Below are 26,320 nucleotides of genomic sequence, written 5' to 3'. Positions count from 1 at the left end.
GGTCGTCAGGCGCGGAAGGACTTGTTCTCAAGTCTGCTCAGTTCAGGGTCAGGCCGTCAAGCTTCGGGAAGCCGTCGCCGGTGGTGTGAAAGCCCTTCAGGCCTGCCTTGGCCACGAAAAGCGGCTTCTGGTGGTAGAGATAGAGAACCGGGCGATCCTTGACGGCGAGCGCTGCGGCTTCCTTGAAGATCTCTATGCGCTTTGCCGGGTCGGTCGCGGTGCGGCTCGCTTCCAGGAGCTTGTCCATTTCGGGGCTCTTGTAGCGGGTCAGGTTGCGGCCGCCGGTGGAGTGCAGCACGGCGAAGGCGACCGTATCCAGGTCGTTGGCGAATTGCGGGCCGATTGGGCCCCAGGATTCGAACTTGCCTTCGTCGGTCATCTTGAGCGTCGTGGCGAAATCGACGACGTCGAGCTTGATCGCAAATCCGGCGTCCGAGCCCATGGCTTGGATCATTTCACCGACGCGGACCGACAGCGGCCGGTTCGGCACGAGAATGGTGAAGGGCACCGGACCCTTGATGCCAGCCTCGGCGATCAGTGCCTTGGCCTTGGCGGGATCGCGTGCCGGGACCGGGAATTTCGAATTGTAGAAGGGCGAATCCGGTGCGGCGAACTGGTTGCCCGCCTGATACTGGCCGGCAAACGCAACATCGACGATCGCCTGGCGGTCGATCGAATATTCGAGCGCTTCGCGGATCTTCGGGTTCTGCATCGGGCCGTTGAAGTTGAAGTTCAGAACCAGCGTCTGGTTGTTGAGAACCGTGATCGGCAGGATCTGCAGCTTCTTGTCGCTGGCAAGCGAGGCGGCGTTGGACGGGTCGAGCTTTTCCATCAGGTCCAGCTCGCCGGACTGAAGGTTGGCCAGGCGCACCGCGTCATCCGGGATGATGCGGAAAATCACCTTGTCGAAGGAATATTTGGCGGCGTCGTAATAGGCCGTGTCCTTGGCGAGCACGATGCGATCCTGCGCGACACGTTCGACGAACTTGTACGGGCCGATGCAGACCGGTGCGCGGCCGAGGTTTTCACCGAGCGACTTGATCGCCGCCGGCGAGAAGATGATGCCCGGACGCTCGGCAAGCTTGGACAGCAGCTGGGCGCTTGGAACCTTGGTCTTGATGATGACCTTGTTGGCGCTCGGTGCCTCGACGCTGGCGATGGTCGAGATGTCGTCGGCGCGCTGCGAGCCCTTGCCGAGATAACGCTCGATGTTGATCTTCACCGCTTCGGCGTCGAACGGCGTGCCGTCCTGGAATTTTGCGCCTTCCACCAGATCCATCGTCAGGGTCAGGCCGTCAGCCGACCAGTTCCAGCTCTTGGCGAGACCGGGGGTCAGCGTCAGCTTGCTGTCCGTCCACATCAGGCGGTCGCACATGGCGGTCAGCACGGTGATGCCGGTCTGGGCGCGGTTGGTCATCGAATCCAGCGCGTCCGGATCGTCTGCGAGCGCGATGCGAAGATCGGCCGAATGGGCGGCTGCGCCAAACGCTGCGGTAGCCAAGGCCGCAAGCGCGACCGAGCGAATGTGAGAGGCGATGCGCTTCATATAATTTCTCCGTTCCCGTTTATTTTGATCTTTGATCAACTTTTTCTTGAGAGTGCCGTAAACCCTTCGGGCCGTCAATCCCTTGTTGCAGTGCGATCAGGCCGTTTTGTCGTCTGGAACCAGCACGAGGTTTCCATGTGGCTCGACGGTAGCCTGCCAGCCCGGAATGATCCAGACCGTCGTGTCATCCTGTTCTACGATAGCAGGGCCGCTGACGGCAAATCCCGATCGCAGATCGGCGCGCCGGAAGAGCGCGGCGTCCACCCATTCACCCTTATGATAGACCTTTCGCGTGCCGGATGACTGTGCCGTTCCGGTTTCGAGCACTCGCTCGACCTGTGTTTCGTTCAGGGCTGCAATCGCCAGGCGTACGGTGCTGACCCGAACTGATGCGGCGCGGTCGGCAAAACCGTAGAGCCGCTCATGTTCGGCATGGAAAAGTTCCAGCAGGGCCGCACCGTCAAGCTGCTCGCGCATCGCCTCGGGCACGAAGATTTCCAGCTCGTAGGCCTGGTCGGCAAACCGCATGTCGGCCTTGACCCGGAAGGAGAGCGCGGCACCGGAATCCGTTTCGCCGGCGATCCAGGCAAGCGATTCCTTCATCATGTCGGTGATCGCGTCGGCGACACGGGAGAACCCGTCGCCGGCCGGCGTCAGCAGCACACCGAGCGAGCGGGCAAAATCGCGGCGGATGTCGGCAAGGCTTGCGCCAAGAGCACAGAACGTGCCGGGGGCAAGCGGGATCACCACCTTTTCCAGCCGGGCTTCTTCGGCCAGCAAGGTGGCATGGGTGGCACCGGCACCACCGAAGGCGACCAGCGCGAACTGGCGATGGTCGAGACCGCGCCGCGCCAGCATTTTCGACAGTTCCACGGCCATCTTGGCGGTTGCGACCTTGAGCGCTGCCGCTGCCGCCTCTTCGGCCGGGTTTGCCACATCGAGGTTCAGTGCCCTCGCAAGCTTGCGCAGGCCTTCGACCGCCGGCTCCTTGGCCAGCTGCATGCGGCCGCCGAGGAAGGTGGTCGGATCGAGAATGCCGCTTGTGAGATAGCAGTCGGTGATCGCCACGCGTTCGCCGCCGCGACCGTAGCAGATCGGTCCGGGATCGGAGCCGACGCTTTCCGGGCCGATCTTCAAAATGCCCTGCGCATCGATCCAGACAGCCGATCCGCCGCCGGCGCCGATGGCGGTCACCGCCACGACCGGCAGGATGATCGGGAAAATGCCGACCTGGGCAAGCTGGGTATATTCCGGCTCGCCGCCCATGACGACGGCCATGTCGGTGGAGGTGCCCCCCATGTCGAGCGTCACGAGATGATCGCGCAGATCGGCCGGCGCCATCTTGACCGAGGCGACCACGCCGGCGGCCGGGCCGGAGAGCACGGTGTCGATCGGCCGGGCGCGGGCGGTCTGCAGGCTCACGGTGCCGCCATTGTTGGTGGTGATGAAGATCGGTGCGGTCAGGCCGAGCCCGCGCATGCGGCTTTCCAGCCGGTCGAAATAGGATTTCATCAGTGGCTGGATATAGGCGTTCAAGCCGGCGAGAAGGCCACGCTCGTATTCGCGCATTTCCGGCCAGATGGAGGCGCTTTCGGTCACCGGCAATTCGCCCAGCCGCTTGCGCAGGCCCTCCGCCACCAGCTGCTCCAGTTCCGGATGCCGGAAGGAGTTGATCAGCATCACCGCGACGGCCTTCAGGTCGGCGGCGCGGATTTCGTCCGCCAGCCGATCCAGTTCGGCCTCATCCGGCCTGTGCACGATCTCGCCATTGGACAGGCAGCGGGCATTGACCTCGAACACGAGATTGCGCGGGATGAGCGGCGTTTCCCGCTTGGCGGTGAAATCGAAGGCAGACGGCATGCGCGAGCGGGCGATTTCCAGCACGTCGCGATTGCCGCGGGAGACGACCATGCCGAGACGCGGTCCGTTGCGCTGCAGGATCGAGTTCAGCGCCAGCGTCGTGCCGTGCATGACCAGTTCGACATCGCTTGCCGCAATGCCGGCGCGGGCGAGCAACCCACCGATGCCGCGCTCGACGGCCAGCGACGGATCGCTCGGCACGCTCGGTTCCTTGAAGAAGACGCGTTTTCCCGTGCCGTTTTCAGCGGCGACGAAATCGTTGAACGTGCCGCCGACATCGATGCCGATCCGCCAGCCTGTGCGTGTCGTCGTCATGCCCGTGTCTCCTGTGCTTCCAGTGCCGCGACCAGATCGGCAAGTTTTGCCCGCAGGGTTTCCGCCCTGCCGGCCATGTCGGCAATATTGAAATGGCCTTCGGCCTTCAGTTCAGGCACCACGTCTTCATAGATGCTGCGCCGTTTCCGGCCGCGGATCGAGGCGGGGAAGCGGGTTAGCGTGCGGTTGAGGCGGGTGACGAGTTCGTCATCGAACACGGTTTCCCACAGCTTTCGGTTTTGGCCGAAATCGAAACCTTCCGACGCCTGATGCGCGCCGCGCAACTTGGCCGTCGCGTCCTGATCGACGCTGCCCTTGCGGATCACCACGCCGTAATCGCGCTCCGCGGATGCCTCGCTGACGAAGCCGCGCTCCACGTCGTACGATACCTCTTCGATCGGCCGGGTGAAGGGATCGCCAAAGCCGCCGCCGCCGGGGGTCATCAGGGTCAGCGTATCGCCACGCTTCACTTCCAGCATGTCGACGCGGTTGAGCTGTTTTTCATCCGGGCGGCCGATATTGAGAACGACTCGGCAAGGCGCGGAGGAACGCCCGCCCGATGCACCCCAGGGGGTGAAGAAGAACCGTTCGAGCCCGCGCGCCAGAACGGCGCAGTCGTCTTTCAGGATGCGGATCGTGTAGACGATGCCGGTGCCGCCGCGCCAGCGCCCGGGACCGCCGGAATCGGAGCGCAGCGCATATTCCTCGATCATCACGCCGGCTTCGTCCTCGGTGCGTTCGATCGGCGAATTGCGGGTGTTGGACAGGCCGGATTCGCGCCCGTCCACGCCATCGGACCCGTCGCGCGCGCCGGAGCCGCAGACGATCGACTGGATGACCATGGAGCGGCGAAGCCCGGTGACGGGGTCTGGCTCTGCCAGCACCACCGGCAGAACCGTGCCGCCGCCGGCGGCCGGCACCAGAGAAGGATCGGCCTTGTGCAGCGCGCCGGAGGCGACGTCGATCAGGCGCATGACGGTGGCGTGGCGCACACCGCAGGCGGCCGGATATTCCGGGTTGATCAGCGTGCCCTTCGGGGCTTTTGCCGTGATCGTATCCATCAGACCGTGGTTCAGCGGCGCAGACGGATCGTGGCTGGTGATCATGTGCATCAGCCGCAGCGTCAGGTAGGGATGGCGCAGCCCTTCGGTCGGCACGTTGAAGGCCGACATCAGCTGCGGATCGGTGCCCTCGTAATCGAGGTCGATCGCGCCGTCCTTGACGGTGACCTTGCAGCGGATGCGCACCGGCACCTGGCTGACGAAATCGTGGTCGAGATAATCCCAGAACTCGTAGGTGCCGTTGGGGATGCGCTTCAGCACTGCCTTGGCCTTGTCGGCTGCATATTCCGCCAGCATCGTTTGAGAGGCGACCAGCGCCTCGGCGCCATGCGCGGCGATGACATCGGCGATGCGCTGTCCGCCCTTGTCGAGGGCTGCCAGCATCGCCTTGACGTCGCCGAGATTGGTTTCCGGCGAGCGGCAGTTGGAGAGGTAGATCCGCAGGATGCCCTCGTCCATACGGCCCTCGTGAACGATCTTCACCGGCGGGATCTGCAGGCCTTCCTGGTAGACGTCGGAAAAGCGCGGCGAGATCGAGCTCGGCACGCCGCCGCCGATGTCCGACGTATGGGCGAAGGTCCAGCCATAGGCGACGATCTCGCCCTCGTGGAAATAGGGCTTGATGAATTGCAGGTCTGGCAGGTGGGTGGAAAGCCCGCCATTGGCATAGGGCAGGTTGGACAGGATCACGTCGCCGGGTTTCAGCGGTCCGATATCCTTGAATGACGGGTTGAGGTCGAGATCGACGAAGGCCGAGACGCCGAGCGCTTCCGGATAGGCGAAGAATTTGCCGTTGACCCCGGCAATCGCGGTCGAAAAGTCCGCCACTTCCTTGATATAGATGGTGCGCGCGGAGCGCACGAGCGTCAGCCCCATCTCCTCGGCGGCGGCCACCGTCTTGTAGCGCAGGATCTCGAGCGTCGTGCTATCCGGTATCATCGTGCTATTTCCCCTATGCCATTCCATCGTAAAATCGGGAGCCGATGGTTCTGGCTTTTCTGGTGCCGGCAAAGCTGCTTGACATTTGATCAAAGATCAACAACCTTTTTGAAGAACTTTAAACGGCGTCAAAGACCGTGGGAGCGATGCATGTCTGAAACGGGGATATCCCAGACCGACCATCTGTTCGAGCTCTACGACCTCAAGGTCGAGGTCGTGCGCTGCGGCGAGGGCAAGATATATTGCGGCGCCGAGCCGGGCGACCATTTCGAGCTGCGCGGCGAGATGTTGTATCTGCCGCCGGGGCAGGGGTTCTCGGTCTATTCGCTGGCGGCGGTGCTGCCGCTGCTGGCCGCCAAACAGCGGCCGACGCATCCGAACGACTGGATGACCTCCGATGCGGAAGTCGCCTGCCCCGATCCCAATTGCCCGACGCGGCTGCGCATCACGCGGCTGGCGCGCCGTGCCTTCAATCATAGTGATACGACGAAAGTGGCCCTGCCGGGCGAGGAGACAGCATGACACCTGCGGAAACCTGGACACCTGTGGAAACCACCGAAATCAGGCCGGGATACCGGATCAGCCGGGTGTTGAAGGGCGGCTGGCAGCTGGCCGGCGGCCATGCGGAGATCGACCGTGAAAAGGCGATCACCGAAATGGGCGATTACATCCGCTCCGGCATCACCACGTTCGATTGCGCCGACATCTATACCGGCGTCGAGCAGATGATCGGCGATTTCCGCCGCGCGACGATCGCGACCGGCGATGTGTCGCTTCTGGCGCCGCTCAAGGTTCATACCAAATGTGTGCCCGACCTGCAGAAACTGGCGACGCTGACCCGCGCCGAGCTGCAGGAAACCATCGACCGCTCGCTGCTGCGCCTCGGCCTCGACCAGCTCAACCTCGTGCAGTTCCACTGGTGGGATACGGATGTGCGGCGTTATGTCGAAGTGGCGGGCTGGCTTTCCGAATTCCAGAAGGAAGGCAAGATCGACCTTCTCGGCACCACAAATTTCAACACCGCCTGCATGCAGGAAATGACCGATGCCGGCGTCAATTTTGCGTCGATGCAGGTCCAGTATTCGCTGCTCGACAACCGTCCGGAAAAGACGCTGCTGCCGTTCTGCAAGGAAAAAGACATCAAGATCCTCTGCTACGGCACGGTGGCCGGCGGGTTCCTCAGCGATCGCTGGTTCGGCGTGCCGGAACCGGCGCATCCGCTGGAGAACCGTTCGCTGACCAAATACAAGCTGATCATCGACGACATGGGCGGCTGGGACATGTTCCAGGCCCTGCTGTCGACGCTGCGCCGTGTGGCGGACCGTCACGGCGTGCAGGTGGCTGATGTGGCGATGCGCGCCGCACTCGCCTTCCCGCAGGTTTCCGGCATCATCGTCGGCGTCCGTCATGGCGGTCATCTGGAAGCCCATGCCCGCCTGTTCGGCTTGGAGCTGACGGCAACCGACCACGCCGAGATCAAGGCGATCCTCGACCAGAAGACACCGCTGGAAGGCGACGTCTACGATCTGGAGCGTGATCAGAAGGGCCGTCACGGCCGGATCATGCACTACAATCTCAACGAGGAAAAACCGGCCGCCTGAGCCGGATTGTCGGATAAAGGGGAGGGCAGGATATGGTTTCGATCAGCACCAGCATCGCGTCGGGAAGTGTCGATATCATCGATGTGTCCGACCCGTCCGATATCAAACTTGCCCTCCGCCAGGATCCGAACGGCGTGTTCCTCGGCTGGTTTCACTTCCGGGTGTCCGGCGCGCGGGGCACGCCCTGCCGGTTCAACCTCGTCAATGCCGGCGATATCCTCTCCTGGCGGCTCGCCAACCGGGAGGATTACGAGCACGGCTGGCAGGGAACCGGGCCGATGGTGAGCTATGACGGCCAGACCTGGTTCCGTATTCCCGGCACGTTCGAAGGCACGACCTTCAGCTTCGAGCACACGCCGGAACACGACATCTGCTATTACGCCACCTGGGCGCCCTATGGCGCGGAACGCGAACATGCGGCGATCGCCCGGGCGCAGATGTCGCCGCTCGTGCGGCTCGAAACCCTGGGCACAAGCGTCGAGGGCCGGCCGATCGACATGCTGACGATTGGCGAGCCGGCGGCCGACAAGAAGAAATGCTGGATCATCGCCCGCCAGCATGCGTCCGAAACCCAGGGCGGCTATTTCGTCGAAGGCCTGCTGGACCGGCTGCTCGACCGGACCGATCCGGTGTCGCGGGCGCTGCTGTCGTCCGCCGTCATCTATGTGGTGCCGAACGTCAATCCCGATGGTTCCGCCAATGGCCTGACCCGTTCCAACGTCAAGGGCGCCAATCTCAACCGCGAATGGGTCAGCCCGTCGCTGGAGAACTCGCCGGAAGTTTTTCATGTGCGCGGCAAGATGGAGGAGATCGGGCTGGATTTCTGCATCGATTGCCATGCCGACAAGGAGCTTCGCTGCAATTTCATCTGGCCGTCGGAAAATGTGCCGACCTGGACGCCGGAGCGTCGCGGCATATTCGAGACGTTCGAAAACGCCTGGGCGCAGGCCTCGCCGGATTACGAGCTCGGCCATCCCTATCCCGGCGGCTGCCCTGAAGTAGCCGATCTCAGCATGGCCTGGAACTGGATCGGCAATCGTTTCCCGCATGCGCTGTCGATCCTGCTCGAACAGCCGTTCAAGGATGTGACGCGGTTCACCATGCCGGAAACCGGCTGGTCGCCCGCCCGCGCCTATCGCTTCGGCCGGTCCTTTGTCGAAGCCCTGAGGGCAACTGCCGGACGGCTCGGCTGATGCCAAATCTCATCCCGCCCCGATTGGTGACGGCCTGGGGCGGGCTCAGCGGCAATATCCGCGGCTCGCTGCTAATGCTGATCAACGCCCTGATCTTCTCGATCATGGTGGCGCTGATCAAGGTCAGTTCGAGCACCGTGCCGATCACGCTGGTGATGTTCTTCTCAGTGGCGACCCAGTTCCTGTTCATTGGGATGCGGCACTTTCGCGGTTTTGGCCAGGCGGTCATGGGCAGCACGCTGCGTGGCGCCCATCTTCTGCGGGTCTTCCTGCTGGTCTCCAGCATGTATGCCGGCTTTTCCGCCGTCGTGCTCCTGCCGCTCGCGGAGGCGACGGCGATCAGCTTTTCCAAAGCGTTCTTCGTCACCCTATTTGCCGCCATCCTGCTGAAGGAGGCCGTGGGGCCGAAACGCTGGCTCGCGGTCGCCATCGGTTTCGGCGGTATCCTCATTCTGGCTCGGCCCGGTGGTGGCGATCTTTCGGTGACCGGCGCCGCACTCGGCGTCATCTCGGCGGCGACGGCCGCGGCCGGCGCGATCTCGACCCGCTTCCTGGCCCAGCGCGATCCGGCATCGCTGCTGCTTCTCTACCAGACCGCCTTCGGCACGCTGATGCTGGCGCCCGTCGCGATCTGGAACTGGGTGTCGCCGGATCTCGCGACGCTCGGCGTCCTCGTCGGCACCGGGCTCCTCAGCGTCATCGGCAATACATCGATGATCATGGCGCTGAAGATGGGCGAGGCCTCGGCGCTGGCGCCGGTCGATTTCACCCGCGCCGTGTTCGCCGTGCTGATCGGCCTCGCCTTTCTGAGCGAGGTGCCGACCCTGACGGCGGTGATCGGCACGCTGGTGGTCATCGCCGGTGCGCTTCTTTCCCTGAGCCGTTCGCCGAAACCGCCGGATATCATTTCCTGACATTGGAGGCCCATCATGAGCTTTGACGATCTTCCCCCGCAGACGCCGATCAATCCGAACGCCGATCGTTACGCCGAGACCTGCCTTGAGCAGTCGCGCAAGGTCGCCGAGACGACCCGTTGCGTGCTCGATGTGGCCTATGGCCCAGACTACTGGCAGAAGATCGACATCTACCTGCCGCCCGAGCCAACGGAAAAGCCGGTGCCGGTGCTGCTGTTCTTCCACGGCGGCAATTTCACCCATGGCTACAAGGAATGGTGCGGTTTCATGGCGCCGGCGATCACCGCGTTTCCGGCGATCCTCGTTTCCGTGTCCTATCGGTTGGCGCCGCACACCTCCTATCGCGACATTATCGGCGACGCCTTCGCCTCGCTCGCCTATGTCCGCGCCCATATCGCGGAGCATGGTGGTGATCCGGATCGCATCTTCATCGGCGGCCATTCGGCCGGTGCGCAGACCGTCGCCCATATGGCACTGCGTCACGATACCCGCCGTGCCGCTGGTATTCCCGAAGATGGCATCAAGGGTGTGTTTGCGGTGAGTGGCAGCTATTCGCGGCGGCTGGCGGATCTGGAGGCAGATGAGAGCCTCCATGTCAGCCCCGAGACGCCCGACAGCCCGATCGAAACCGCCACGAAGACGTTTCCGCCCTTCTACATCACCTGGGGCGGCAAGGAGAAGGAACAGGTGCAGCGCGATGGTCTGGCCTTCGTCGAGGCATTGCGTGCCGCGGGCCAGCCGGTCGAATCTCACGCCTTTGCAGATGACGACCATTTCAGCATCCACCTCAACACCGCCAATCCGGACGATATCTGGACCCGGAAGGTGCGGGAGTGGATGCTGGGCTAGCTATTTGCGGTCCATGTCCGCGATATATTCGGGCAGGAGCTTTCCGGCGATCGCCCAATCCTCGCGATCCACCTCATGGAAAACGATATTGATGTGATCGGCAGGCGAATGGGCTATCTCCACCATCGCCTTGTTGATCGCGGCTGCGATGGCAGCCTTCTGTTCCCCGGTGCGCCCCTTGACCAGGGTGATTTGGACTACGGCCATTTCCAGCTCCGTTTGGGATGAATGCGCGGGGTCCAGAGCTGGACCCGCGTCATCGGCACATCATTTGCGATCCTGCGGAGCCAGCAGGTCGAAGAAACGGTTGATGTCATCCTCGATCGCGGCGCGCACGCCCTTGACGTCGCCCTTGTGCAGGGCGGCCATGGTGCGCAGATGCAGTTCCGCTCCCCGGCCGTCGCGGGCATCGAAATTTTCGGCGGCGCGGCGGATGTTCGGGCCGATCTGCAGCCAGAGCCCTTCGATGATCGGCGGCAGGATGGTCGAACCGGAGATGCGATAGAGCGTGAAGTGGAATTCCAGATTGCGCGAAACGCTCGATTCCACATGCAGCTGTTCGTCTGCCTGCACTTCCTCGTCGACGATTTTCGCCAGCGCCTCGATATCGGCAGGCGTCGCCCGTTCGGCGGAGATTTCAGCGGCGAGGCCTTCCAGTGCCAAGCGGGTGCGCCGCAGGTCTTCCAGCTGTTCATGGCTCATCAGCGGCACGCGGGCGCTGCGGTTGGGCAGGGCTTCGAGCGCCCGCTCGGCCACAAGCTGGCGGATCGATTCGCGCACCGGCTGGGCGCTGGTTCCGAACACCTCGGCGATGTCATGGATCTTCAGCGCCTGGCCGGGCTGGAAGCGGCCGACCATCAGCAGATGGCGCAGATGCTGATGGACGCGGGCCTGCACGGTTTCGCGCATGACGGGTGCCACGTCGGAAAGAAGCGTGCTGCTATCGATATCTGCCACGTTGTCTGCGCCCTCTCCCAGGCCTTTTACCGGTTAGTTGACCGATTTCGCTCCCATCGAAATCATATAATTGATCAAAAAACCAGATTTGAAAAACGTCATACACCCAACAATGTGCGGGTGAGGGGATGGTGTGGGTCCATCAGCCCGTTCGGAACGCTGAAATGGTGCTTGTCCGGCTCCGCATAGGCGCCGGTTTCAGCACCTAGCCCGGTCCAGATATTGGCCAGAAGCTCGTTGTGGCGCAGGAATTCGGCGCGCTCGTTGCCACCCACCCAGCAGAAGATCCGCGTGTTGGGACCCGGCTCCAGCAGCACCGGGCTCTCCCGCTGCGCTTCCTCTGGGGTAATCTTCAGGCGCTCGTTGAGGTTGACGCGCATCAGCGGACGCAGGTCGTGGACGCCGGAGATCGATACGGTATTGCCGATCCGGGCGCGAACTTGCGGCGGCAGCGGCGATGTGTTCGACACCATGCGGGAGACCAGATGACCGCCGGCGGAATGGCCCGTCAGGTGGATCGGTCCGTCGAACCGCGCGGCGATCTGGGTGATCGCGCTGCCGATTTCGACGACTATATCGGTGATGTGGACATCCGGGCACAGCGTATAGGTTGGCATGGCGACGGCGAAACCGTGGGCAATCGAACCTTCGGCCAGATGCGACCAGTAGGAATTGTCGAGGCTCTGCCAGTAGCCGCCATGAATGAAGACCACGATGCCGCGCGGCGCCTGTTCCGGCAGGAAGAGGTCATAGACGTTGCGGGGCCGCTCGCCATAGGAAATACCGAGCTCGGCGCGGCCGGCTGCCAGCATCCTGTCGCGGTAGGTCTGCGCCGGTGCGACCCATGCTTCCGGCCAGGCATCACCGCCGGCGATATTGATGCCGTTGGAATAGGAATTGTCCCAGTCGGAAATCCGGTGGTAGATCATCTTGGTTCCTGCATCAAAGGACGGTGCGAACGCGCCAGAGTTCGGGAAACAGTTCGATCTCCAGCATCTTCTTGAGATATTGCGTGCCCGACGTGCCGCCGGTGCCGCGCTTGAAGCCGATCACCCGTTCGACCGTGGTCACGTGGTTGAAACGCCAGCGGCGGAAATAATCCTCGAAGTCGACGAGTTTTTCCGCCAGTTCGTAGAGTTCCCAGTATTTTCCGGGTGCGCTATAGACCTGCTGCCAAGCCTCCAGGACGTTCGGGTTCTCACTGCGGTTCTCGCGCCAGCCGGTCCGGTTCCCGTCTTCGCCGATGTCGAAGCCACGGCGTTTCAAAAGCAGCAGCGCCTCGTCGTAAAGGCTCGGCTTGGCGAGAATGGCTTCGAGCTTTTCCAGGATATCCGGCCGGTGCGCGTGCGGGCCGAGCATCGCCAGATTGCGATTGCCGGCCAGGAATTCCACCGCCCGGTACTGGTAGGACTGGAAGCCGGAGGACTTGCCGAGAGAATCGCGGAATGTCGTATACTCGCTGGGCGTCATGGTGCGCAGCACGTCCCAGGCATTGTTCAGCTGTTCGAAGATGCGCGCCACGCGCGACAGCATCTTGAACGCGGGCCGGGGATTGTCGTCGCGGATGGCCGATATCGCCGAGGTGACCTCGTGGATCGCCAGTTTCATCCACAGTTCCGACGTCTGGTGCTGGATGATGAACAGGAGTTCGTCATGCGCGTCCGAGATCGGCTTCTGCGCCCCGAGCACGTCGTTGAGCTGCAGGTAGTCGGTATAGGACATCTTATCGCGGAAAGACATTTCCGCGCCGTCCTGCGATGGGTCGTAGGGTTTCGAGCTCATGTCACGAGTGCCCGTTGCTTGTATTCGGGCGTGTCCCAAAGACTGTTCGACATGATGTCCTCAAGGATATCGACGGCCCTGATGACGTCATTCTCGCCGATATAGAGCGGCGTGAAACCGAAGCGGATCGCATCCGGTGCGCGGAAATCGCCGATCACGCCGCGGGCGATCAGCGCCTGCATGATCGCGTAACCTTGCGGGTGAAGGAAGGAAATCTGGCTACCGCGCTTCGTGCCGTCGCGCGGCGAAGCGAGCACCAGCATCGGGCAGCGCCTTTCGACCTCGGCGATAAACAGGTCGCAGAGCTTGATCGACTGCCGGCGCAGGTCCGCCATCTCGACGCCGTCCCAGGCATCCAGCGCCGCATCGAGCGCGGCAAGGCCAAGGATCGGCGGGGTGCCGACGCGCATCCGGTCGATGCCGCCGCCGGGGCGGTAGTCGAGATCGAAGGCGAAGGGCGCCTCATGGCCAAGCCAGCCGGAAAGGGCCGGCCGAATTTTGTCCGCATGGCGCGGCGCCACATAGATGAAAGCCGGCGCGCCGGGGCCGCCGTTGAGGTATTTGTAGGTGCAGCCGACGGCGAAATCGGCTTCCGAACCGGACAGATCGATCGGCAGCGCGCCGGCGGAATGGGCAAGATCCCAAACGGTGACGGCCCCTGCCGCATGCGCCTTTTTCGTCAGCGCCTTCATGTCGTGCAGACGGCCGGTGCGGTAATCCACTTCGGTCAGCATCACCACGGCGACCGTCTCGTCGATTGCGGCCTCCACGGCTTCCGGCTCGACGATCTTCAGCTCATGGCCACGGCCGAGCGAGCCGATCAGGCCTTGGGCGATATAAAGGTCGGAGGGAAAATTGCCGCTGTCGGAGAGGATGACCTTGCGTTCCGGCGCGAGATCGATCGCCGAGGCCAGCGCCTGGTAGACCTTGATCGACAGCGTATCGCCCATCACGATCGTGCCTCCGGCAGCGCCGACGAGCTTGCCGACACGGTCACCGATCCGGCGCGGCATCATCATCCAGCCGGCCTTGTTCCAGCCCTTGATGAGCAGTTCGCCCCATTCGTCGGTCATCAGGCCGGCGACGCGGGCTTTGGCTGAAAGCGGCAGAGGCCCCAGCGAGTTGCCGTCGAGGTAAATCACGCCTTCCGGCAGGTAGAACAGCGAGCGTGTCTTCGAAAAATCCGTCATGGCAAACACCTTTTGGTGCATTTTGCCTATCAACAAATTGATCTTTGATCAAGGATCAAATCGAGGGAGACGTTCGGCCAAGCGCGACGTCGAGATAGGCGATCAGGCTGTCAAACTCCACGGGTTTGCCAAGGGCGACAGCGGTTCATATCCCTTCAAGAGCTTAACGTTTCCTTCAGAATCGATCAGACGAATTTCATCTGCCGAGATAGGTCGCCTCCCATCGGCCCATGCGGATATTGTCCTCGGTCGAGGCCAGCAGCATTTCCGTCAGGCGTTTTGCTGCAAGGGTACGCTCGGTATTTTGCAGCGAGGCGATCAGCCAGGTGACGTGCAGCTTGTCGATCGGCGCCCAGGCGAATTGGGTGAGGGGCGAGTTGATCATTCCGCAAAACGGCATGATCGTGAAGCCGACATTGCGGCGGATCAGGTCATCCATCGGCGCATATTCCGTCTCGACCGCGACCCGGGCCCGGCGGCCGATCCGGGCAAATTCGGTGTCGATGAGGGTCCGCAGACCGTCGGGGCGGGGTGTCAGGATCAGGGGACGATCGGCCACCTCGCCAAGGCTGATCGGATGGTCAGGGGAAAGTCTGCTGTCAGCCGGGCCGACCAGGTAAAGCTGCTCCTGCAGCAACGGCTCCGTATGCAGATCCGGCTCGGTCAGCGGTGCCGCCAGGATGCCGATGTCGATATCGCGAAAGAAGATCGCCTCGCGGAGCTGGAAGGAATGTGCCCCGCGGACGCGAAGCCGCACATGCGGATAGGCCTCGACGTAGTTGGCGACCAGTTCTCCGGTCAGGACGCGTCCCATGAATGGCGGTGCGCCGAAGGCGAGCCGGCCGGACGGTGTGTTGGCGGCATGCACCACTTCCTGCGGAACACGGGAAATCTCTTCCAGGATGGCCTCCGCCCGGGCGCGAAAAACCTCACCGGCCGGCGTCAGCGTCAGGCCGCGACCGGTGCGATTGAAGAGAGGCGCCCCAACCTCTTGTTCGAGAGCTGTGATTTGGCGGCTGAGCGCGGGTTGTGAGATATCGAGCTTTTCAGCCACGCGCGACAGATTGCCCAATTCGGCAGCCCTCAGAAAATACTCCCACTTTCTGAGATTCATCGCATCCTCCCAAATTCGATATAACCTAGAGGTTATAGCTGAACTACCGTTCTGTCTATTGATGAAAGGCGGCCGGCTTGGGATAGTCACCGTGGGTTGAGGAGCCCTTCAGTGGAGGAGAAAATCATGTTCAAGCGCGCAATTCTGTTTGCTGGCGTTTTTGCGGCCAGCGCGGCCCCGTCATGGGCCCAAACCAAGATCGCCATCGGCACCCCTCCGATCGCGGAGGTCGAAGCAGCGTTCGTCGCCAAGGACGAGGGGCTTTTCGAGAAAAACGGACTGACCGTGGACTTCCTGCCGACCGGCTCCAATCAGACGCTGGTCGCGGCGCTGGTTGCCGGTTCTCACCAGATCGTTGCCGTTTCGCCAACGGTCCTGTTACAGGCGGTCGATAGCGGCATCGATCTTGTGGTCGTCGCCAATTGCGGCGTCACCGCGCCGCGCACCGCCAAAAATGCCGGCCTTGCGGTACGGTCCGGCGTCGATATCAACAAGCCGGAAGACCTGATCGGCAAGAAGGTCGGCACGCCGAGCATCGGCGGTACCCTCGACATCCTGTTTCGCCAGTGGCTGAAGCAGAAGAATGTTGCAGAAAAGGGTATCACCTTCATCGAAGTGCCGATCCCGAACACGGCCGACGTGCTGAAGGGCGGCACGATCGATGCGATCATCGCCGGGGAACCCTCGCTCGGCCGTGCCGTCAGCCAGTCGAACGGCAAGGTGGCGTTCAACTACATGACCGACATCCCCGAAGGCCTGCCCTACACGACCTTCGTCGCCACCCGCGACTGGGCCAAGGGAAATGCTGCAACGATCAAGTCCTTCCGGGCGGCATTTGGCCAGGCGGCGGAATTCGTGGCTGCCAATCAGGGCAAGACCCGCGAGATCGTGTCGAAATACACGAAGTTGCCGATCGAGGTTCTGAACAAGATCGAGCTGCCGGAATGCAAGACCGTGCCGACCAAGGCCGCCCTCGACTATTTCGACAAGGCCATGCGAGAAGGCGGCATGCTGACCGGCAAGATCGACACCGCTGGCCTGATCGCACCCTGATCGCCCGGCGTGCTTAAAGGCCGGGGCGGCGGCGCCCTGGCCACTTTTCCCAAGTGACAGGTGATATGATGGTCCAGATGACCGGCGCCGAAGCGATGACCCGTTTGCTCGTTCCGGAAGCAGTTCCCTTCGTCTTCGGCATTGCCGGCGGCAAGCTGAACCCGCTGCTGCATGCGATTTCCCGCGAGCCCTCGATCCGTTATCTGGGCGTACGCCATGAGGCCAGCGGCCCGCTGATGGGCGCCGGTGTCGCGGCGGCAAGCGGACGGATCTGCGTGGCGCTGGGTGAAATGGGGCCTGGATCTTCCAATCTGGTCGGCGGTCTTGGCACCGCCTTCAACAACAATCTGCCGCTGCTTCTCGTCACCTCCAACAATCACCAAGCCGCGGCCTATCCCAATCGCGGCATGTTCATGGATCTCGACACCCATGCGCTGTTGAAGCCGATCACCAAATGGAGCGCCGTCGTGCATGACGGGCGTCGTCTGCCCGATCTGGTCCGCGATGCCTTTCGCCAGGCGATGACCGGGCGGCGGGGTCCGGTTCATCTCGACGTGCCGCAGGAAATATTCACCGCGAAATTCGATTTCGATGAGGAGGCGCTGTCGCTTCCGCCATCTGCCTATCGTGCGGTGGAGGGGCCGAGGGCATCCGCCGCCCAGATCGCCCGCGCCGCCGATATGCTGGCACAGGCCAAGCGCCCTGTGCTGGTTGCAGGCGGTGGCGTCGTTTCGGCGAATGGCGGCGATCTCTTTCGCGAACTCCTTGCGCTGCTCGAGGCGCCGGCGCTTGCCACCCAGATGGGCATCGGCACCGTGCCGTCGGATTCGCCCTTCTTCATCGGCCATGGCGGCATTATAGGCGGTGATGCCATTCCGGTGGCACTGGCAGAGGCAGACGTCATACTCGCCCTCGGCTGCCGCTTTTCATCCTGGCTCTGGGATGATGGCGGCGCGCTGGGCAAGGGCGGTGCAGACCTGATCAACATCAACATCGATCCGATGAGCCTTGGGGCCAACGCACCGCATGCACTCGGTATCTGGGCCGATGCGGCCAGCGCGCTTGCCGATCTTGTGGCCGCGTTGAAGGGGCGCAGCATGCCCGACTGGGGCAAATGGCTCGGGCGGCTGCGCGATGTCTATGCGGCCTATCGCGGCAAGCTTGAGCGCATGAACGAGGATACCGGCGCGATCATGCATCCCGCCCGCCTGGGCATGGCGCTGGGCAAACTCCTGCCGGCCGATGCGCTGGTCGCGTATGATGGTGGCCACACCTCTTTTTGGAGCAACGACCTGACGCCGGCGATCATCGAGCGCACCCGTTTCCACGAACCTGGCATGTGCCAGCTCGGTTTCGGCACGCCTTATGCCGTGGCGCTGAAGCTTCTTCATCCGGACAAGCCGGTGTTCAACATCTGCGGCGACGGCGCCTTCGGTTTCACGCTGTCGGAACTCGACACGGCCCGGCGGTATGGTCTGCCGATCATCAACATCATCCACAACAACGCCTCCTGGGGTGTCATCAAGATGGGCCAGCGGAAGACCTACGACTTCTCGTTCGGCACGGATCTCGATGGCGTGGATTATGCCGACGTGGCGCGCGGGTTCGGATGCCACGGAGAGCGTGTCACGACGGTCGAAGAGATCGGGCCGGCGCTGGAACGTGCTGTTGCCTCCGGCCTGCCGGCGGTGATCGATTGCCATGTCCGCTTCGAGGCGCATCCAAGCATGCCGTATTTCGCCAAGATGAATGCGTACGGATTTCAGAAGGGCGCGGGTGGCGGCCCGCATGCCACTCTTGTGAAGGGAGCCTGACGTGGCCCTAACCCAGCTTTCCACACGCATGCAGACGGGTACAAGAAATTCAGCGCCCGCATCCGACGAGACGCGGATCAGAATTCGCGACGTGACACTGTCCTACGGCAATCTGCAGATCATCGGCGGCATCAGCCTCGACGTTGCGGCCGGCGAGACCGTCTGCATCATCGGTCCATCCGGCTGCGGCAAGACGACATTGTTGCGCATGCTGGCGGGGCTCGCCAAACCGACATCCGGCAGCGTCGAACTCGATGGCTCGATGATTGCCGGGCCGAACCGTTCTGTTGCGATCGTCTTCCAGGACTATGGCAAGGCGCTGCTTCCCTGGCGCACTGCCGCCGGCAATGTGTCGTTGGCGCTCGAGGCGCGCGGCTTCCCGTCTGCAGAACGGCCGGCAATCATTCGCGACCTTCTGGAAAAGATCGGCCTCGGCCGCCACGCCGACAAATATCCGGCGGAAATGTCCGGCGGTATGCAGCAGCGCCTGCAGATCGCCCGTTGCCTGGCGCAGGAGCCGAAAGTGCTGTTGATGGACGAGCCTTTCGGCGCGCTCGACGCCATGACACGGCAGGTATTGCAGGACGAGGTTCTCGGCCTGGTGGCGTCAACCGGCGCAACCATGGTGTTCGTCACCCATGATCTGGAGGAAGCCATCTATCTCGGCGACCGGATCGTCTGCCTGCAGCCCAATCCGGGACGCGTCGGGCGGATCGTCGACGTGTCGCTTTCGCGTCCCCGCGATCAGTTGCTGACCCGCGAGGATCCTGAATTCCTGCGCCTGCGCCGCGAGCTCTACGATCTGATCAAGGACGATCACCAATGAGCGCGGCAGCTCTGTTGAAGTCAGGCTGGCGCGCGGCTTTGTTACCGGTTGCCCTCGTCGTCGTGGCGCAGGTCGCGGCAACGGTGAGCCACCTGGAAAGCGATAGCCTCGCGAGCCCGTTCGATATCGCCCGCGCCTTCGTCTCGGTCATCGCTGATGGATCGTTGCTGCGGGCAACGGCAGACACGCTGAAAGCCGCTGCGGTCGGGTGCGTTCTGGGTGTTGGAGGCGGGTCATTTCTCGGCATCGTGCTCGGTCTTTCGCGGATCGCCGACGATGCGCTCGATCTCACCATCGAGCTCTTGCGGCCGATCCCGGTCGTGGCACTGATCCCGGTGGTGATGATGCTGCTCGGTTTCGGCGTGGAAATGGAAATCGTCATCATCGCGCTCGGCCTGTTATGGCCGGCCGTTGTGCTGGCGCGTGCCGCGGTCAAGGAAGTGGAGCCGCGGCTGATGGAAGTGTCGAACATGCTGCAGCTCAGCTTCATAGCCCGGCTGACGAAGATCGTTCTGCCAGCTATCCTCCCGCAACTTTTCATGTCGCTGAAGCTGGCCGCCGGCTATGGGCTCGTCGTCGCGGTCACGGTGGAGATTACCGCCAATCCGCTCGGTCTCGGTTACGGCATCATGATGGCGCAGCAGGCGCTGCGGCCGGCGGAAATGTTTGCCTACCTGATCTGGATAGGCGCCATAGGCTGGCTCGTCAGCGCGGCTCTCAATGCCGCGCAAAGGAACTTCTTTCCGGCCTTCGTCAAGGGAGAGGGGCGATGAGGCATCTCTCCCTGCGCAAGCTGCTGCTTGGCATCGGCGGGCTGGTGCTTTTCATTCTTGTCTGGAAACTGGTCACCGATGCAAAACTGGTGTCGCCGATCTTTTTTCCCGGCCCGGAGCGAACCTATGCCGCGCTGGTGAAAGGCCTTTCCGGCGGCGCGCTTCTGCAACAGACGTTGCAGACGATACAGCGCATGCTGCTCGGCTGGCTGCTGGCCTCCTTCGTCGGCATCCTGCTCGGCGCACTGGTCGGCATATCGAAGCGGGCGCGGGCCTTCATCGCCCCGATGCTCGAACTGCTGCGGCCGCTGCCGGCTTCGGCGATGATCCCGGTCGCCATCGCCTTTCTCGGCTTCTCGGATCACATGGTGCTGGTCGTGATTGCTTTCGGCGCGCTGTGGCCGATGTTGCTTGCCACCATTCACGGTTTTGCCGCCATGGAACCGCGCCTCTACGAAGTCAGCCAGGTGCTCGGCCTCAGCCGCCTCGAAGTGATCTGGAAACTAGCGCTGCCGAGCGCCATGCCGATGATACTCGCCAGCCTGCGGCTTGGCTTGACCATCTCGCTCATTCTGGCCGTGGTCGGTGAAATGCTCGCCAGCCGCGAAGGGCTTGGCCAGAGCATTCTGGCGGCCAGCCGGAGTTTCCGCTCGCCGGATCTCTTTGCCGGCATCGTCATTCTCGGTGCTATCGGCCTTGTCGGCAGCCGTCTCCTGTCGATTGCCGAAAGACGTCTCCTGCGCTGGCAGGCCACCAGCCGCTGAAGCCCTTAAAATCCTCAAAACCACATTGGATCCCGATATGTTCAAGCTTTCCGACGCCTCAATTATCATTGACACTGCGCTGGCCGAAGGTCGCGCCCGGTCGCTTGCGCCGCTTGTCGTTGCCGTGCTCGATGCCGGCGGCCATCTGGTCGCCTACAAACGTGAGGACGGCGCCGGTATCGTCCGGTTCGATATCGCTTATGGCAAGGCCTGGGGTTCGCTCGGCATGGGCTTCGGCACCCGTGAGCTGACGGAACGCGCGGCGAAGAACCCGACCTTCATCACCGTCCTTGCGTCTGTCAGCGCCGGGCGCATGGTGCCGTCTCCTGGCGGCGTCCTGATCGTCGATGGAGAAGGCAGTGTCATCGGCGCCGTCGGCATTTCCGGAGACATTGGCGACAATGATGAGCTTTGCGCCATCGCAGGCATCGAAAAGGCCGGTTTCCGTGCCGCGCCGAAACTCGTCGCGTAACCCCAAAGGGAGGCTGTCATGCAGCAGAACGTATCCACTCTATCCGCTGCCGGCGAGTTTGTCCGGCTGAACCCCGTGACCGGTGAAATTGCCAGCACGGCCCGGGCCTCCAAGGCTGCAGAAGCCATAGCAGCAGCCGACAAGGCTGCGGCGGCTTTCCCCGCCTGGTCGGAAACCGGGCCGGGCGCGAGACGCCAATTGCTGATGAAAGCGGCGCAGGCCCTTTCCTCGAAGAAGGACGAGTTCATCACTGTCATGCAGGCGGAAACCGGAACCACCGCCAGTTGGGCCGGTTTCAACGTCATGCTGGCAGCCGGGATGATCGGCGAGGCGGCGTCGCTGACCACTCAGATCAAGGGGGAGGTCATCCCGTCCGACAAGCCGGGCTGCCATGCGATGTCGGTGCGCGAGGCGGTCGGCGTCTGCCTCGGCATTGCGCCCTGGAATGCGCCGATCATTCTCGGTGTCCGCGCTATCGCCACGGCGCTTGCCTGTGGCAACACGGTGGTGCTCAAGGCTTCGGAGAAATGCCCGGCCACCCATAGCCTGATCGTCGAATGTTTCCAGTCCGCCGGCTTTCCGGAAGGCGTCGTCAACGTCGTCACCAACGCGCCGGAGGACGCGGCGGAGCTGGTGAACGCCCTGATTGATCACCCCGAAGTGCGGCGGATCAACTTCACCGGTTCGACCGGCGTCGGCAAAGTGATCGCGCGCCGGGCGGCCGAACATCTGAAGCCGGTTCTGCTGGAACTTGGCGGCAAGGCGCCTTTCCTGGTGCTGGACGACGCCAATCTCGACGAAGCGGTGTCGGCGGCGGCATTCGGAGCTTTCTTCAACCAGGGCCAGATCTGCATGTCGACGGAACGGATCATCCTGGTTGATGCGATTGCCGACGTTTTTGTCGAGAAGTTCCGGGTCAAGGCCGCGACGCTCGTCGCGGGCAATCCGGCGGAAGGCAAATCCCCTCTCGGCGCGGTGATTGGCCTGGAGACCGTCGAAAAGGTCCAGGCGTTGGTGAATGATGCCGTCTCCAAGGGCGCCAGGCTCGCGACCGGCGGCAGCGCCGAGGGCGTTCTCATGCCGGCGACCGTGGTCGACGGCGTTACCAAGGACATGCGCCTTTACGCCGAAGAGAGTTTTGGTCCGGTCGTTGCCGTTCTGCGCGCCCGTGACGAGGATCACGCCGTCGCGCTCGCCAACGACAGTGAATACGGCCTTTCCGCTTCGGTGTTCACCGGTGATGCTGCGCGCGGTCTGCGTGTCGCCCGCCGCATCAAGTCCGGGATTTGCCACGTCAACGGTCCGACCGTGCATGACGAGGCACAGATGCCGTTCGGCGGCGTCAAGGGTTCGGGTTACGGCCGCTTCGGCGGCCAAGCCGGCATCGCGGAGTTCACGGAACTGCGCTGGATCACCATCGAAACCCTGCCGGGGCATTACCCGATCTGATCGGCGGGCGTCGTTCCGGCTGCTGGTCTGGAGAGAACAAGGGAGGAGATAACATGCGATTGCTTCATTGGGGCATGATTTTCGGTCTGGTGGGGTTCGCCCCGCCAGCCTATGCGCAAATGTCGGCCAATCCGCCGGCGATCGCAGCAGGCGTGCGCGCCTTCGGCGACCGACTGGGGCCGGACGTGGTCAAAGGCGTGACCGATCTCTACAAACCGCTGCATGACGCCGCCTCGAAGGACGGCGTCACCGTTACCCGGGATATTGCCTATGGCACCGGCGAGCGGCAGAAGCTCGACCTCTACGTTCCCTCCAACCTCACCGCCGGAGCCAAGGTGCCGGTGCTCGTCTTTGCACATGGCGGCGGTTTCGTGCGCGGCGACAAAAGCGGTGTGGCGCATTTCGGCACGTATTTCGCCCAGCACGGCATTGTCACCGCGGTCATCAACTACGGCTTTGCACCGCAGGCGAGCTTTCCGTCCGGCGGCGAGGATATCGGCAAGGCCGTGACTTGGCTCAGGGAGCATCCGCAGGCGCATCCGGGCGAGGTCGGCGCGATCTTCGTCTCCGGCAATTCCGCCGGAGCCACCCATGCGGCGACCTATGGCTTCATCACATCTGCCGGCAAGCCAGCCGACGGCGTGCGCGGACTGATCCTGATCTCCATCCCGACGGCAGATTCCGAAGACCTCGCCCCTCCGGACAAGGTCTATTATGGCGAAGACGCCTCGAAATATCCGGCCATGTCGATCATTCGTCACGTCGGCGACCGGAAGCTGCCGCTCTTTCTCGGCGTCGCGGAAAACGACATGCCGTCCATCCAGCGGCAGAACAAGCGGCTCGTCGATGCGCTGTTTGCCCGCGATGGCAGGTTGCCGAACTATGTGACAGCGCTCGGGCACAACCACATTTCGATCATCGAGCATTTTGGCACGGCGGATGAAAGCCTCGGTCCGGGCATCCTGGAATTCATTCGCGAGAATGCGGCGAAATAGCCGCCTCGCGCAAAATATCAGTTTAGGTAGCTTGGGCTCGCCCGCATTGGTACGACAAAGCTGGCTCGATAATCCTGCACTCACGACGCTGTCTTGAACCTAGATCAGTGCTTCTGCCAGCCCGCAACTGACGTCGACCGGGCTTTTGCCCGCAAACGGGATTTCCCCGATCAGCGCCTTGACCAGCGCCTGCTGCACCGGCGGCACGGCGGCATAACCGTTCACGAAGGTTTTGCATTCCGGCATGTGGTAGAGCAGGAAGGGCGTGCCGAGCGAGACATAGACCGTCGGCAGATAGGCCCAGAGCCGTTCCATCGAGTGCGGGAAGAGACCATGCAGGTCCTCCCAGCGCGGCCCGAGGTTTTCCTTGGCCGAGACGCCTTCCTCGGCCATCAGGTACATGCCGACGTCGTGAGCCGACGGATCGACCGCCTTACCCTTCTCAAGAAGCGTCACCTCGAAGCCGCGCTCGCGCAGCAGATCGGCCACCCGAAGCTGTAGCAGGGGGCCGGAGGGACTCATCCGGTTGTCGAGTTGCGCCAGCAGAATGCGCTTGTGCCGGGCCGGATCGAGCGGCAGCAGGGACTGCGTGTCCTTGACCAGCGTAATGCCGGCTTCGGCCGCCGCACTGGACCACGCGGCGCGGTCCGCACCGCCCAGGAACCGGAAACGATCGGCCTCGGCCGGCGGATGGCCGCCGGTCTTGTGGAGCTTCATCGAGGCCTTGAGCGCCAGCACCCGTAGGACGGCCTCGTCGAGCCGCTCTCGGGTCAAAGCACCGTTTTCGAGACCTTCCTTCAGATAGCCGAGATCCTCGTCGAGATCCTCAGGGAAGAGGAGGATATCGCAACCGGCAGCGATGCAGAGCGGCACGAGTTCGCGGCGGTCGCCGCGTGCATTGAAGCCGACCATGCCCGTCGCGTCGGACACGACCAGACCGTTGAAGCCGAGTTCGTCCCGCAGCAGCGTCGTGCTGAGGTCGAAGTTCAGTGTTGCCGGCATATGTGCCGGGCTGCGCGCCGATGATCCCAGTTCAGCGGTATAGGCGGGCAGGGTGATATGGCCGGCCATGATGATCTGCACGCCCTTGGCAATGGAGTCGGCATAGATCCTGCCGAACGTCTCGCGCCATTCCGCCATCGGCATCGTGTTGTGGGTCGTCGCGAAATGCTGGTCGCGGTCGTCGAGCCCGTCGCCCGGCCAGTGCTTGATCGAGCTGGCAAAGCCGGCGGAACGCGCACCGTCCTGATAGGCGGTGGTCATCGCCATGACCGTCGCGACGTCGGAACCGAACGAGCGGGTATTGACGACGTTCGAGCGGAAATTGACGGCGAGATCCGCAACCGGCGTCCAGGAGATGTTGAAGCCGAGGTAACCGCCTTCGCTTCCGGCAACCGCGCCCATGCGGCGCGCATGTTCCGGGTCACCGGTCGCGGCGATCGTCATCTGGTTCGGATAGGACGTTCCGGCGGCGACGCTGCTCTTTTCCGAAAACTCGATATCGCAGGTCATCAGCAGTGGAATAGCGGTCTGCGCCTGCAGGAATTCCGCGCTGGCACGCAGTTCCCGCTCGGAGCGCGAAGGCATACGATGGACGCCGCCGACATGGCGCTGAAGCGGAACCAAAAGGCTTTCGACGGAAAGGTCGCGGCAGAGCGGCAGGACGATCTGGCCGAGCTTTTGATCCAGAGAGAGGCCTTCGAAGGTGGATTTTACCCAGCCGAGAGCCTCGTCATCCAGATGGAAAGGATGACCCGCAAGCTTTTTCAGAATGTTTTCGGTCATCAGAGACGTCTCCCGGTTTCTGCATCGAATATGTGGAGCCGATCTTCCGACAGCCCGAGCCGGATGCTGTCGCCCGACTTCACCTTGGAGGAGGACGGCGTCTTGGCCGAAAGGCCGATCGTGCCGCGCTTGCACCAGACGAGCTTTTCCGGTCCCATCGGCTCGACGACGTCCACTTCCGCCGCGAAGCCGGAAGCCGCTTGGTCGGTCTGAACAGTGAGGTCTTCAGGGCGGATGCCGACGATCACCTTGCGGCCGTCGACCAGCGGTGCAGACAGTGCCGACGCGATGCGGACCGCCTCACCATCGACGATCGCTTTGTCACCTTTCACCACGCCCTCCAGGAAATTCATGGCGGGCGAGCCGACGAAACGGGCTACGAACGTGTTGGCCGGCTTGTTGTAGATCTCGTCCGGCGTGCCCTGCTGCTGGATGATCCGGTCCTTCATGACCACGATGCGGTCCGCGAGCGTCATCGCCTCGATCTGGTCGTGGGTGACGTAGATCATCGTCGACTTCAGGCGCTGGTGCAGGCGCTTGATCTCGACGCGCAGGTCGGAGCGCAGCTGGGCATCGAGGTTGGAAAGCGGTTCGTCGAAGAGGAAGACGCCAGCATCGCGCACGACGGCACGGCCGATTGCGACGCGCTGGCGCTGGCCGCCGGAAAGCTCGGACGGCTTGCGGTCGAGCAGCGGTTCGATCTGCAGCATCTTCGCGACATTCGCGACACGCCTTTCGATCTCCGCCTTGGCAACCTTGGCTACCTTGAGGCCGAAGCTCAGGTTGCCGCGAACGCTCATGCGCGGATAGAGCGCATAGGACTGAAAGACCATCGCGATCCCGCGGTTCTTCGGCTCGACACTGGTCATGTCGTGCCCGCCGATCAGGATCTGCCCTTCGGCAACATCCTGAAGACCAGCGATCGCGTTCAGAAGCGTGGACTTGCCGCAGCCGGAAGGTCCGAGCAATACGATGAATTCCGATGCCGGAATGTCGAGGTCAATGCCTTTCAGAACCTCGACGTTTCCGTAGCGGATTCCGAGGTCTCGAAGCTGTACGCCTGTCATG

At 62.9% G+C, this 26,320-nt stretch carries 24 protein-coding genes; 13 read left to right on the top strand and 11 right to left on the bottom strand.

Annotated elements, in window-relative coordinates:
- Positions 1 to 37: 37 nt before the first annotated feature.
- From GQ59_RS15440 to GQ59_RS15430, 3 genes are all read right to left on the bottom strand, one after another.
- Entirely contained in the window at positions 38 to 1,546 is a 1,509-nt protein-coding gene (locus GQ59_RS15440) for an ABC transporter substrate-binding protein (RefSeq protein WP_051903979.1), read from the bottom strand.
- Positions 1,547 to 1,642: 96 nt separating this feature from the next.
- On the bottom strand, positions 1,643 to 3,721 hold the full coding sequence (locus GQ59_RS15435; RefSeq protein WP_037082692.1) for a hydantoinase/oxoprolinase family protein: 2,079 nt from the start codon (positions 3,719 to 3,721) through the stop codon (positions 1,643 to 1,645).
- On the bottom strand, positions 3,718 to 5,721 hold the full coding sequence (locus GQ59_RS15430) for a hydantoinase B/oxoprolinase family protein (RefSeq protein WP_037082690.1): 2,004 nt from the start codon (positions 5,719 to 5,721) through the stop codon (positions 3,718 to 3,720). Before GQ59_RS15430 ends, GQ59_RS15435 begins: the two co-directional genes overlap by 4 nt.
- A 150-nt stretch (positions 5,722 to 5,871) precedes the next feature.
- Here GQ59_RS15430 and GQ59_RS15425 point away from each other — a divergent pair, with 150 nt between their 5' ends.
- Genes GQ59_RS15425 through GQ59_RS30585 form a run of 5 tightly spaced genes read left to right on the top strand, consistent with a single transcriptional unit; the run spans position 5,872 to position 10,278 of the window.
- Positions 5,872 to 6,243 carry a TIGR04076 family protein gene (locus GQ59_RS15425; RefSeq protein ID WP_046635084.1) on the top strand — a complete coding sequence of 124 codons (372 nt, stop codon included), beginning with the start codon at positions 5,872 to 5,874 and terminating at the stop codon, positions 6,241 to 6,243.
- Positions 6,240 to 7,322, top strand: coding sequence for an aldo/keto reductase (locus GQ59_RS15420; RefSeq protein ID WP_037082687.1), 1,083 nt, complete (start codon positions 6,240 to 6,242; stop codon positions 7,320 to 7,322). The genes GQ59_RS15425 and GQ59_RS15420 overlap by 4 nt, the downstream gene beginning before the upstream one ends.
- 32 nt (positions 7,323 to 7,354) lie before the next feature.
- A complete protein-coding gene (locus tag GQ59_RS15415; protein ID WP_037082685.1) occupies positions 7,355 to 8,515 on the top strand; it encodes a M14 family metallopeptidase in 1,161 nt (386 codons plus the stop codon).
- The gene (locus GQ59_RS15410) at positions 8,515 to 9,429 is read left to right on the top strand and encodes a DMT family transporter (RefSeq protein ID WP_037082683.1); all 915 of its coding nucleotides are present in this window, start codon (positions 8,515 to 8,517) and stop codon (positions 9,427 to 9,429) included. Before GQ59_RS15415 ends, GQ59_RS15410 begins: the two co-directional genes overlap by 1 nt.
- Positions 9,430 to 9,444: 15 nt before the next feature.
- Positions 9,445 to 10,278, top strand: coding sequence for an alpha/beta hydrolase (locus GQ59_RS30585; protein ID WP_051903978.1), 834 nt, complete (start codon positions 9,445 to 9,447; stop codon positions 10,276 to 10,278).
- On the opposite strand, the gene GQ59_RS15400 is transcribed toward GQ59_RS30585, so the two are convergent.
- The 6 genes from GQ59_RS15400 to GQ59_RS15375 form a co-directional block, all read right to left on the bottom strand.
- Positions 10,279 to 10,485 (bottom strand): tautomerase family protein, encoded by a 207-nt coding sequence (locus tag GQ59_RS15400; protein WP_051903977.1) that lies wholly within the window; start codon positions 10,483 to 10,485, stop codon positions 10,279 to 10,281. It lies immediately after the preceding gene.
- Between the two features lie 60 nt (positions 10,486 to 10,545).
- A complete protein-coding gene (locus tag GQ59_RS15395) occupies positions 10,546 to 11,235 on the bottom strand; it encodes a GntR family transcriptional regulator (RefSeq protein WP_084683181.1) in 690 nt (229 codons plus the stop codon).
- A gap of 98 nt (positions 11,236 to 11,333) precedes the next feature.
- Positions 11,334 to 12,164, bottom strand: coding sequence for an alpha/beta hydrolase (locus GQ59_RS15390; protein WP_037082681.1), 831 nt, complete (start codon positions 12,162 to 12,164; stop codon positions 11,334 to 11,336).
- A 13-nt stretch (positions 12,165 to 12,177) separates the two neighbouring features.
- Positions 12,178 to 13,017, bottom strand: a complete 840-nt coding sequence (gene kynA / locus GQ59_RS15385) for a tryptophan 2,3-dioxygenase (RefSeq protein WP_037082679.1) — start codon at positions 13,015 to 13,017, stop codon at positions 12,178 to 12,180.
- The gene (gene kynU / locus GQ59_RS15380; protein ID WP_037083112.1) at positions 13,014 to 14,207 is read right to left on the bottom strand and encodes a kynureninase; all 1,194 of its coding nucleotides are present in this window, start codon (positions 14,205 to 14,207) and stop codon (positions 13,014 to 13,016) included. The genes kynA and kynU overlap by 4 nt, the downstream gene beginning before the upstream one ends.
- Before the next feature lie 196 nt (positions 14,208 to 14,403).
- Entirely contained in the window at positions 14,404 to 15,321 is a 918-nt protein-coding gene (locus tag GQ59_RS15375; RefSeq protein WP_051903975.1) for a LysR family transcriptional regulator, read from the bottom strand.
- A 126-nt stretch (positions 15,322 to 15,447) separates the two neighbouring features.
- Between GQ59_RS15375 and GQ59_RS15370 the strand changes: the two genes are divergently transcribed.
- The 8 genes from GQ59_RS15370 (at position 15,448) to GQ59_RS15335 (ending at position 23,467) form a co-directional block, all read left to right on the top strand.
- Positions 15,448 to 16,374 (top strand): ABC transporter substrate-binding protein, encoded by a 927-nt coding sequence (locus GQ59_RS15370; protein ID WP_037082678.1) that lies wholly within the window; start codon positions 15,448 to 15,450, stop codon positions 16,372 to 16,374.
- A 68-nt stretch (positions 16,375 to 16,442) separates the two neighbouring features.
- A complete protein-coding gene (locus GQ59_RS15365) occupies positions 16,443 to 18,188 on the top strand; it encodes a thiamine pyrophosphate-binding protein (protein ID WP_037083108.1) in 1,746 nt (581 codons plus the stop codon).
- A gap of 28 nt (positions 18,189 to 18,216) precedes the next feature.
- Positions 18,217 to 19,014: an ABC transporter ATP-binding protein gene (locus tag GQ59_RS15360; protein ID WP_051903974.1), complete on the top strand. Its 798-nt coding sequence runs from the start codon at positions 18,217 to 18,219 to the stop codon at positions 19,012 to 19,014.
- Positions 19,011 to 19,787 carry an ABC transporter permease gene (locus GQ59_RS15355; protein WP_037082675.1) on the top strand — a complete coding sequence of 259 codons (777 nt, stop codon included), beginning with the start codon at positions 19,011 to 19,013 and terminating at the stop codon, positions 19,785 to 19,787. The genes GQ59_RS15360 and GQ59_RS15355 overlap by 4 nt, the downstream gene beginning before the upstream one ends.
- Positions 19,784 to 20,551: an ABC transporter permease gene (locus GQ59_RS15350; protein ID WP_051903973.1), complete on the top strand. Its 768-nt coding sequence runs from the start codon at positions 19,784 to 19,786 to the stop codon at positions 20,549 to 20,551. The genes GQ59_RS15355 and GQ59_RS15350 overlap by 4 nt, the downstream gene beginning before the upstream one ends.
- A 37-nt stretch (positions 20,552 to 20,588) precedes the next feature.
- On the top strand, positions 20,589 to 21,023 hold the full coding sequence (locus GQ59_RS15345; RefSeq protein ID WP_037082673.1) for a GlcG/HbpS family heme-binding protein: 435 nt from the start codon (positions 20,589 to 20,591) through the stop codon (positions 21,021 to 21,023).
- 18 nt (positions 21,024 to 21,041) lie between these two features.
- Positions 21,042 to 22,472, top strand: a complete 1,431-nt coding sequence (locus GQ59_RS15340; protein ID WP_051903972.1) for an aldehyde dehydrogenase — start codon at positions 21,042 to 21,044, stop codon at positions 22,470 to 22,472.
- 53 nt (positions 22,473 to 22,525) lie between these two features.
- On the top strand, positions 22,526 to 23,467 hold the full coding sequence (locus GQ59_RS15335; protein ID WP_084683180.1) for an alpha/beta hydrolase: 942 nt from the start codon (positions 22,526 to 22,528) through the stop codon (positions 23,465 to 23,467).
- A gap of 99 nt (positions 23,468 to 23,566) precedes the next feature.
- Here the strand turns inward: GQ59_RS15335 and GQ59_RS15330 are convergent, their stop codons facing one another.
- Positions 23,567 to 25,252 (bottom strand): glycoside hydrolase family 3 protein, encoded by a 1,686-nt coding sequence (locus GQ59_RS15330; RefSeq protein ID WP_037082670.1) that lies wholly within the window; start codon positions 25,250 to 25,252, stop codon positions 23,567 to 23,569.
- Positions 25,252 to 26,319, bottom strand: coding sequence for an ABC transporter ATP-binding protein (locus tag GQ59_RS15325; protein ID WP_152564340.1), 1,068 nt, complete (start codon positions 26,317 to 26,319; stop codon positions 25,252 to 25,254). The genes GQ59_RS15330 and GQ59_RS15325 overlap by 1 nt, the downstream gene beginning before the upstream one ends.
- Position 26,320: the final 1 nt, after the last annotated feature.

This window comes from Neorhizobium vignae, from assembly GCF_000732195.1.
Classification (GTDB): Bacteria; Pseudomonadota; Alphaproteobacteria; order Rhizobiales; family Rhizobiaceae; genus Neorhizobium; species Neorhizobium vignae.
Note: the sequence above shows the minus strand (reverse complement) of the source record. Positions and strands in the feature narration are given on the sequence as shown.

Coding starts and splice junctions, on each gene's coding strand:
- GQ59_RS15355 (WP_037082675.1), top strand. CDS start 19,011: ATGAGCGCGGCAGCTCTGTTGAAGTCAGGCTGGCGCGCGGCTTTGTTA.
- GQ59_RS15375 (WP_051903975.1), bottom strand. CDS start 15,321: ATGAATCTCAGAAAGTGGGAGTATTTTCTGAGGGCTGCCGAATTGGGC.
- GQ59_RS15430 (WP_037082690.1), bottom strand. CDS start 5,721: ATGATACCGGATAGCACGACGCTCGAGATCCTGCGCTACAAGACGGTG.
- GQ59_RS15390 (WP_037082681.1), bottom strand. CDS start 12,164: ATGATCTACCACCGGATTTCCGACTGGGACAATTCCTATTCCAACGGC.
- GQ59_RS15350 (WP_051903973.1), top strand. CDS start 19,784: ATGAGGCATCTCTCCCTGCGCAAGCTGCTGCTTGGCATCGGCGGGCTG.
- GQ59_RS15420 (WP_037082687.1), top strand. CDS start 6,240: ATGACACCTGCGGAAACCTGGACACCTGTGGAAACCACCGAAATCAGG.
- kynU (WP_037083112.1), bottom strand. CDS start 14,207: ATGACGGATTTTTCGAAGACACGCTCGCTGTTCTACCTGCCGGAAGGC.
- GQ59_RS15370 (WP_037082678.1), top strand. CDS start 15,448: ATGTTCAAGCGCGCAATTCTGTTTGCTGGCGTTTTTGCGGCCAGCGCG.
- GQ59_RS15345 (WP_037082673.1), top strand. CDS start 20,589: ATGTTCAAGCTTTCCGACGCCTCAATTATCATTGACACTGCGCTGGCC.
- GQ59_RS15335 (WP_084683180.1), top strand. CDS start 22,526: ATGCGATTGCTTCATTGGGGCATGATTTTCGGTCTGGTGGGGTTCGCC.
- GQ59_RS15425 (WP_046635084.1), top strand. CDS start 5,872: ATGTCTGAAACGGGGATATCCCAGACCGACCATCTGTTCGAGCTCTAC.
- GQ59_RS15365 (WP_037083108.1), top strand. CDS start 16,443: ATGGTCCAGATGACCGGCGCCGAAGCGATGACCCGTTTGCTCGTTCCG.
- GQ59_RS15435 (WP_037082692.1), bottom strand. CDS start 3,721: ATGACGACGACACGCACAGGCTGGCGGATCGGCATCGATGTCGGCGGC.
- GQ59_RS15400 (WP_051903977.1), bottom strand. CDS start 10,485: ATGGCCGTAGTCCAAATCACCCTGGTCAAGGGGCGCACCGGGGAACAG.
- GQ59_RS15325 (WP_152564340.1), bottom strand. CDS start 26,319: ATGACAGGCGTACAGCTTCGAGACCTCGGAATCCGCTACGGAAACGTC.
- GQ59_RS15410 (WP_037082683.1), top strand. CDS start 8,515: ATGCCAAATCTCATCCCGCCCCGATTGGTGACGGCCTGGGGCGGGCTC.
- GQ59_RS15440 (WP_051903979.1), bottom strand. CDS start 1,546: ATGAAGCGCATCGCCTCTCACATTCGCTCGGTCGCGCTTGCGGCCTTG.
- GQ59_RS15360 (WP_051903974.1), top strand. CDS start 18,217: ATGCAGACGGGTACAAGAAATTCAGCGCCCGCATCCGACGAGACGCGG.
- kynA (WP_037082679.1), bottom strand. CDS start 13,017: ATGAGCTCGAAACCCTACGACCCATCGCAGGACGGCGCGGAAATGTCT.
- GQ59_RS15415 (WP_037082685.1), top strand. CDS start 7,355: ATGGTTTCGATCAGCACCAGCATCGCGTCGGGAAGTGTCGATATCATC.
- GQ59_RS15340 (WP_051903972.1), top strand. CDS start 21,042: ATGCAGCAGAACGTATCCACTCTATCCGCTGCCGGCGAGTTTGTCCGG.
- GQ59_RS30585 (WP_051903978.1), top strand. CDS start 9,445: ATGAGCTTTGACGATCTTCCCCCGCAGACGCCGATCAATCCGAACGCC.
- GQ59_RS15330 (WP_037082670.1), bottom strand. CDS start 25,252: ATGACCGAAAACATTCTGAAAAAGCTTGCGGGTCATCCTTTCCATCTG.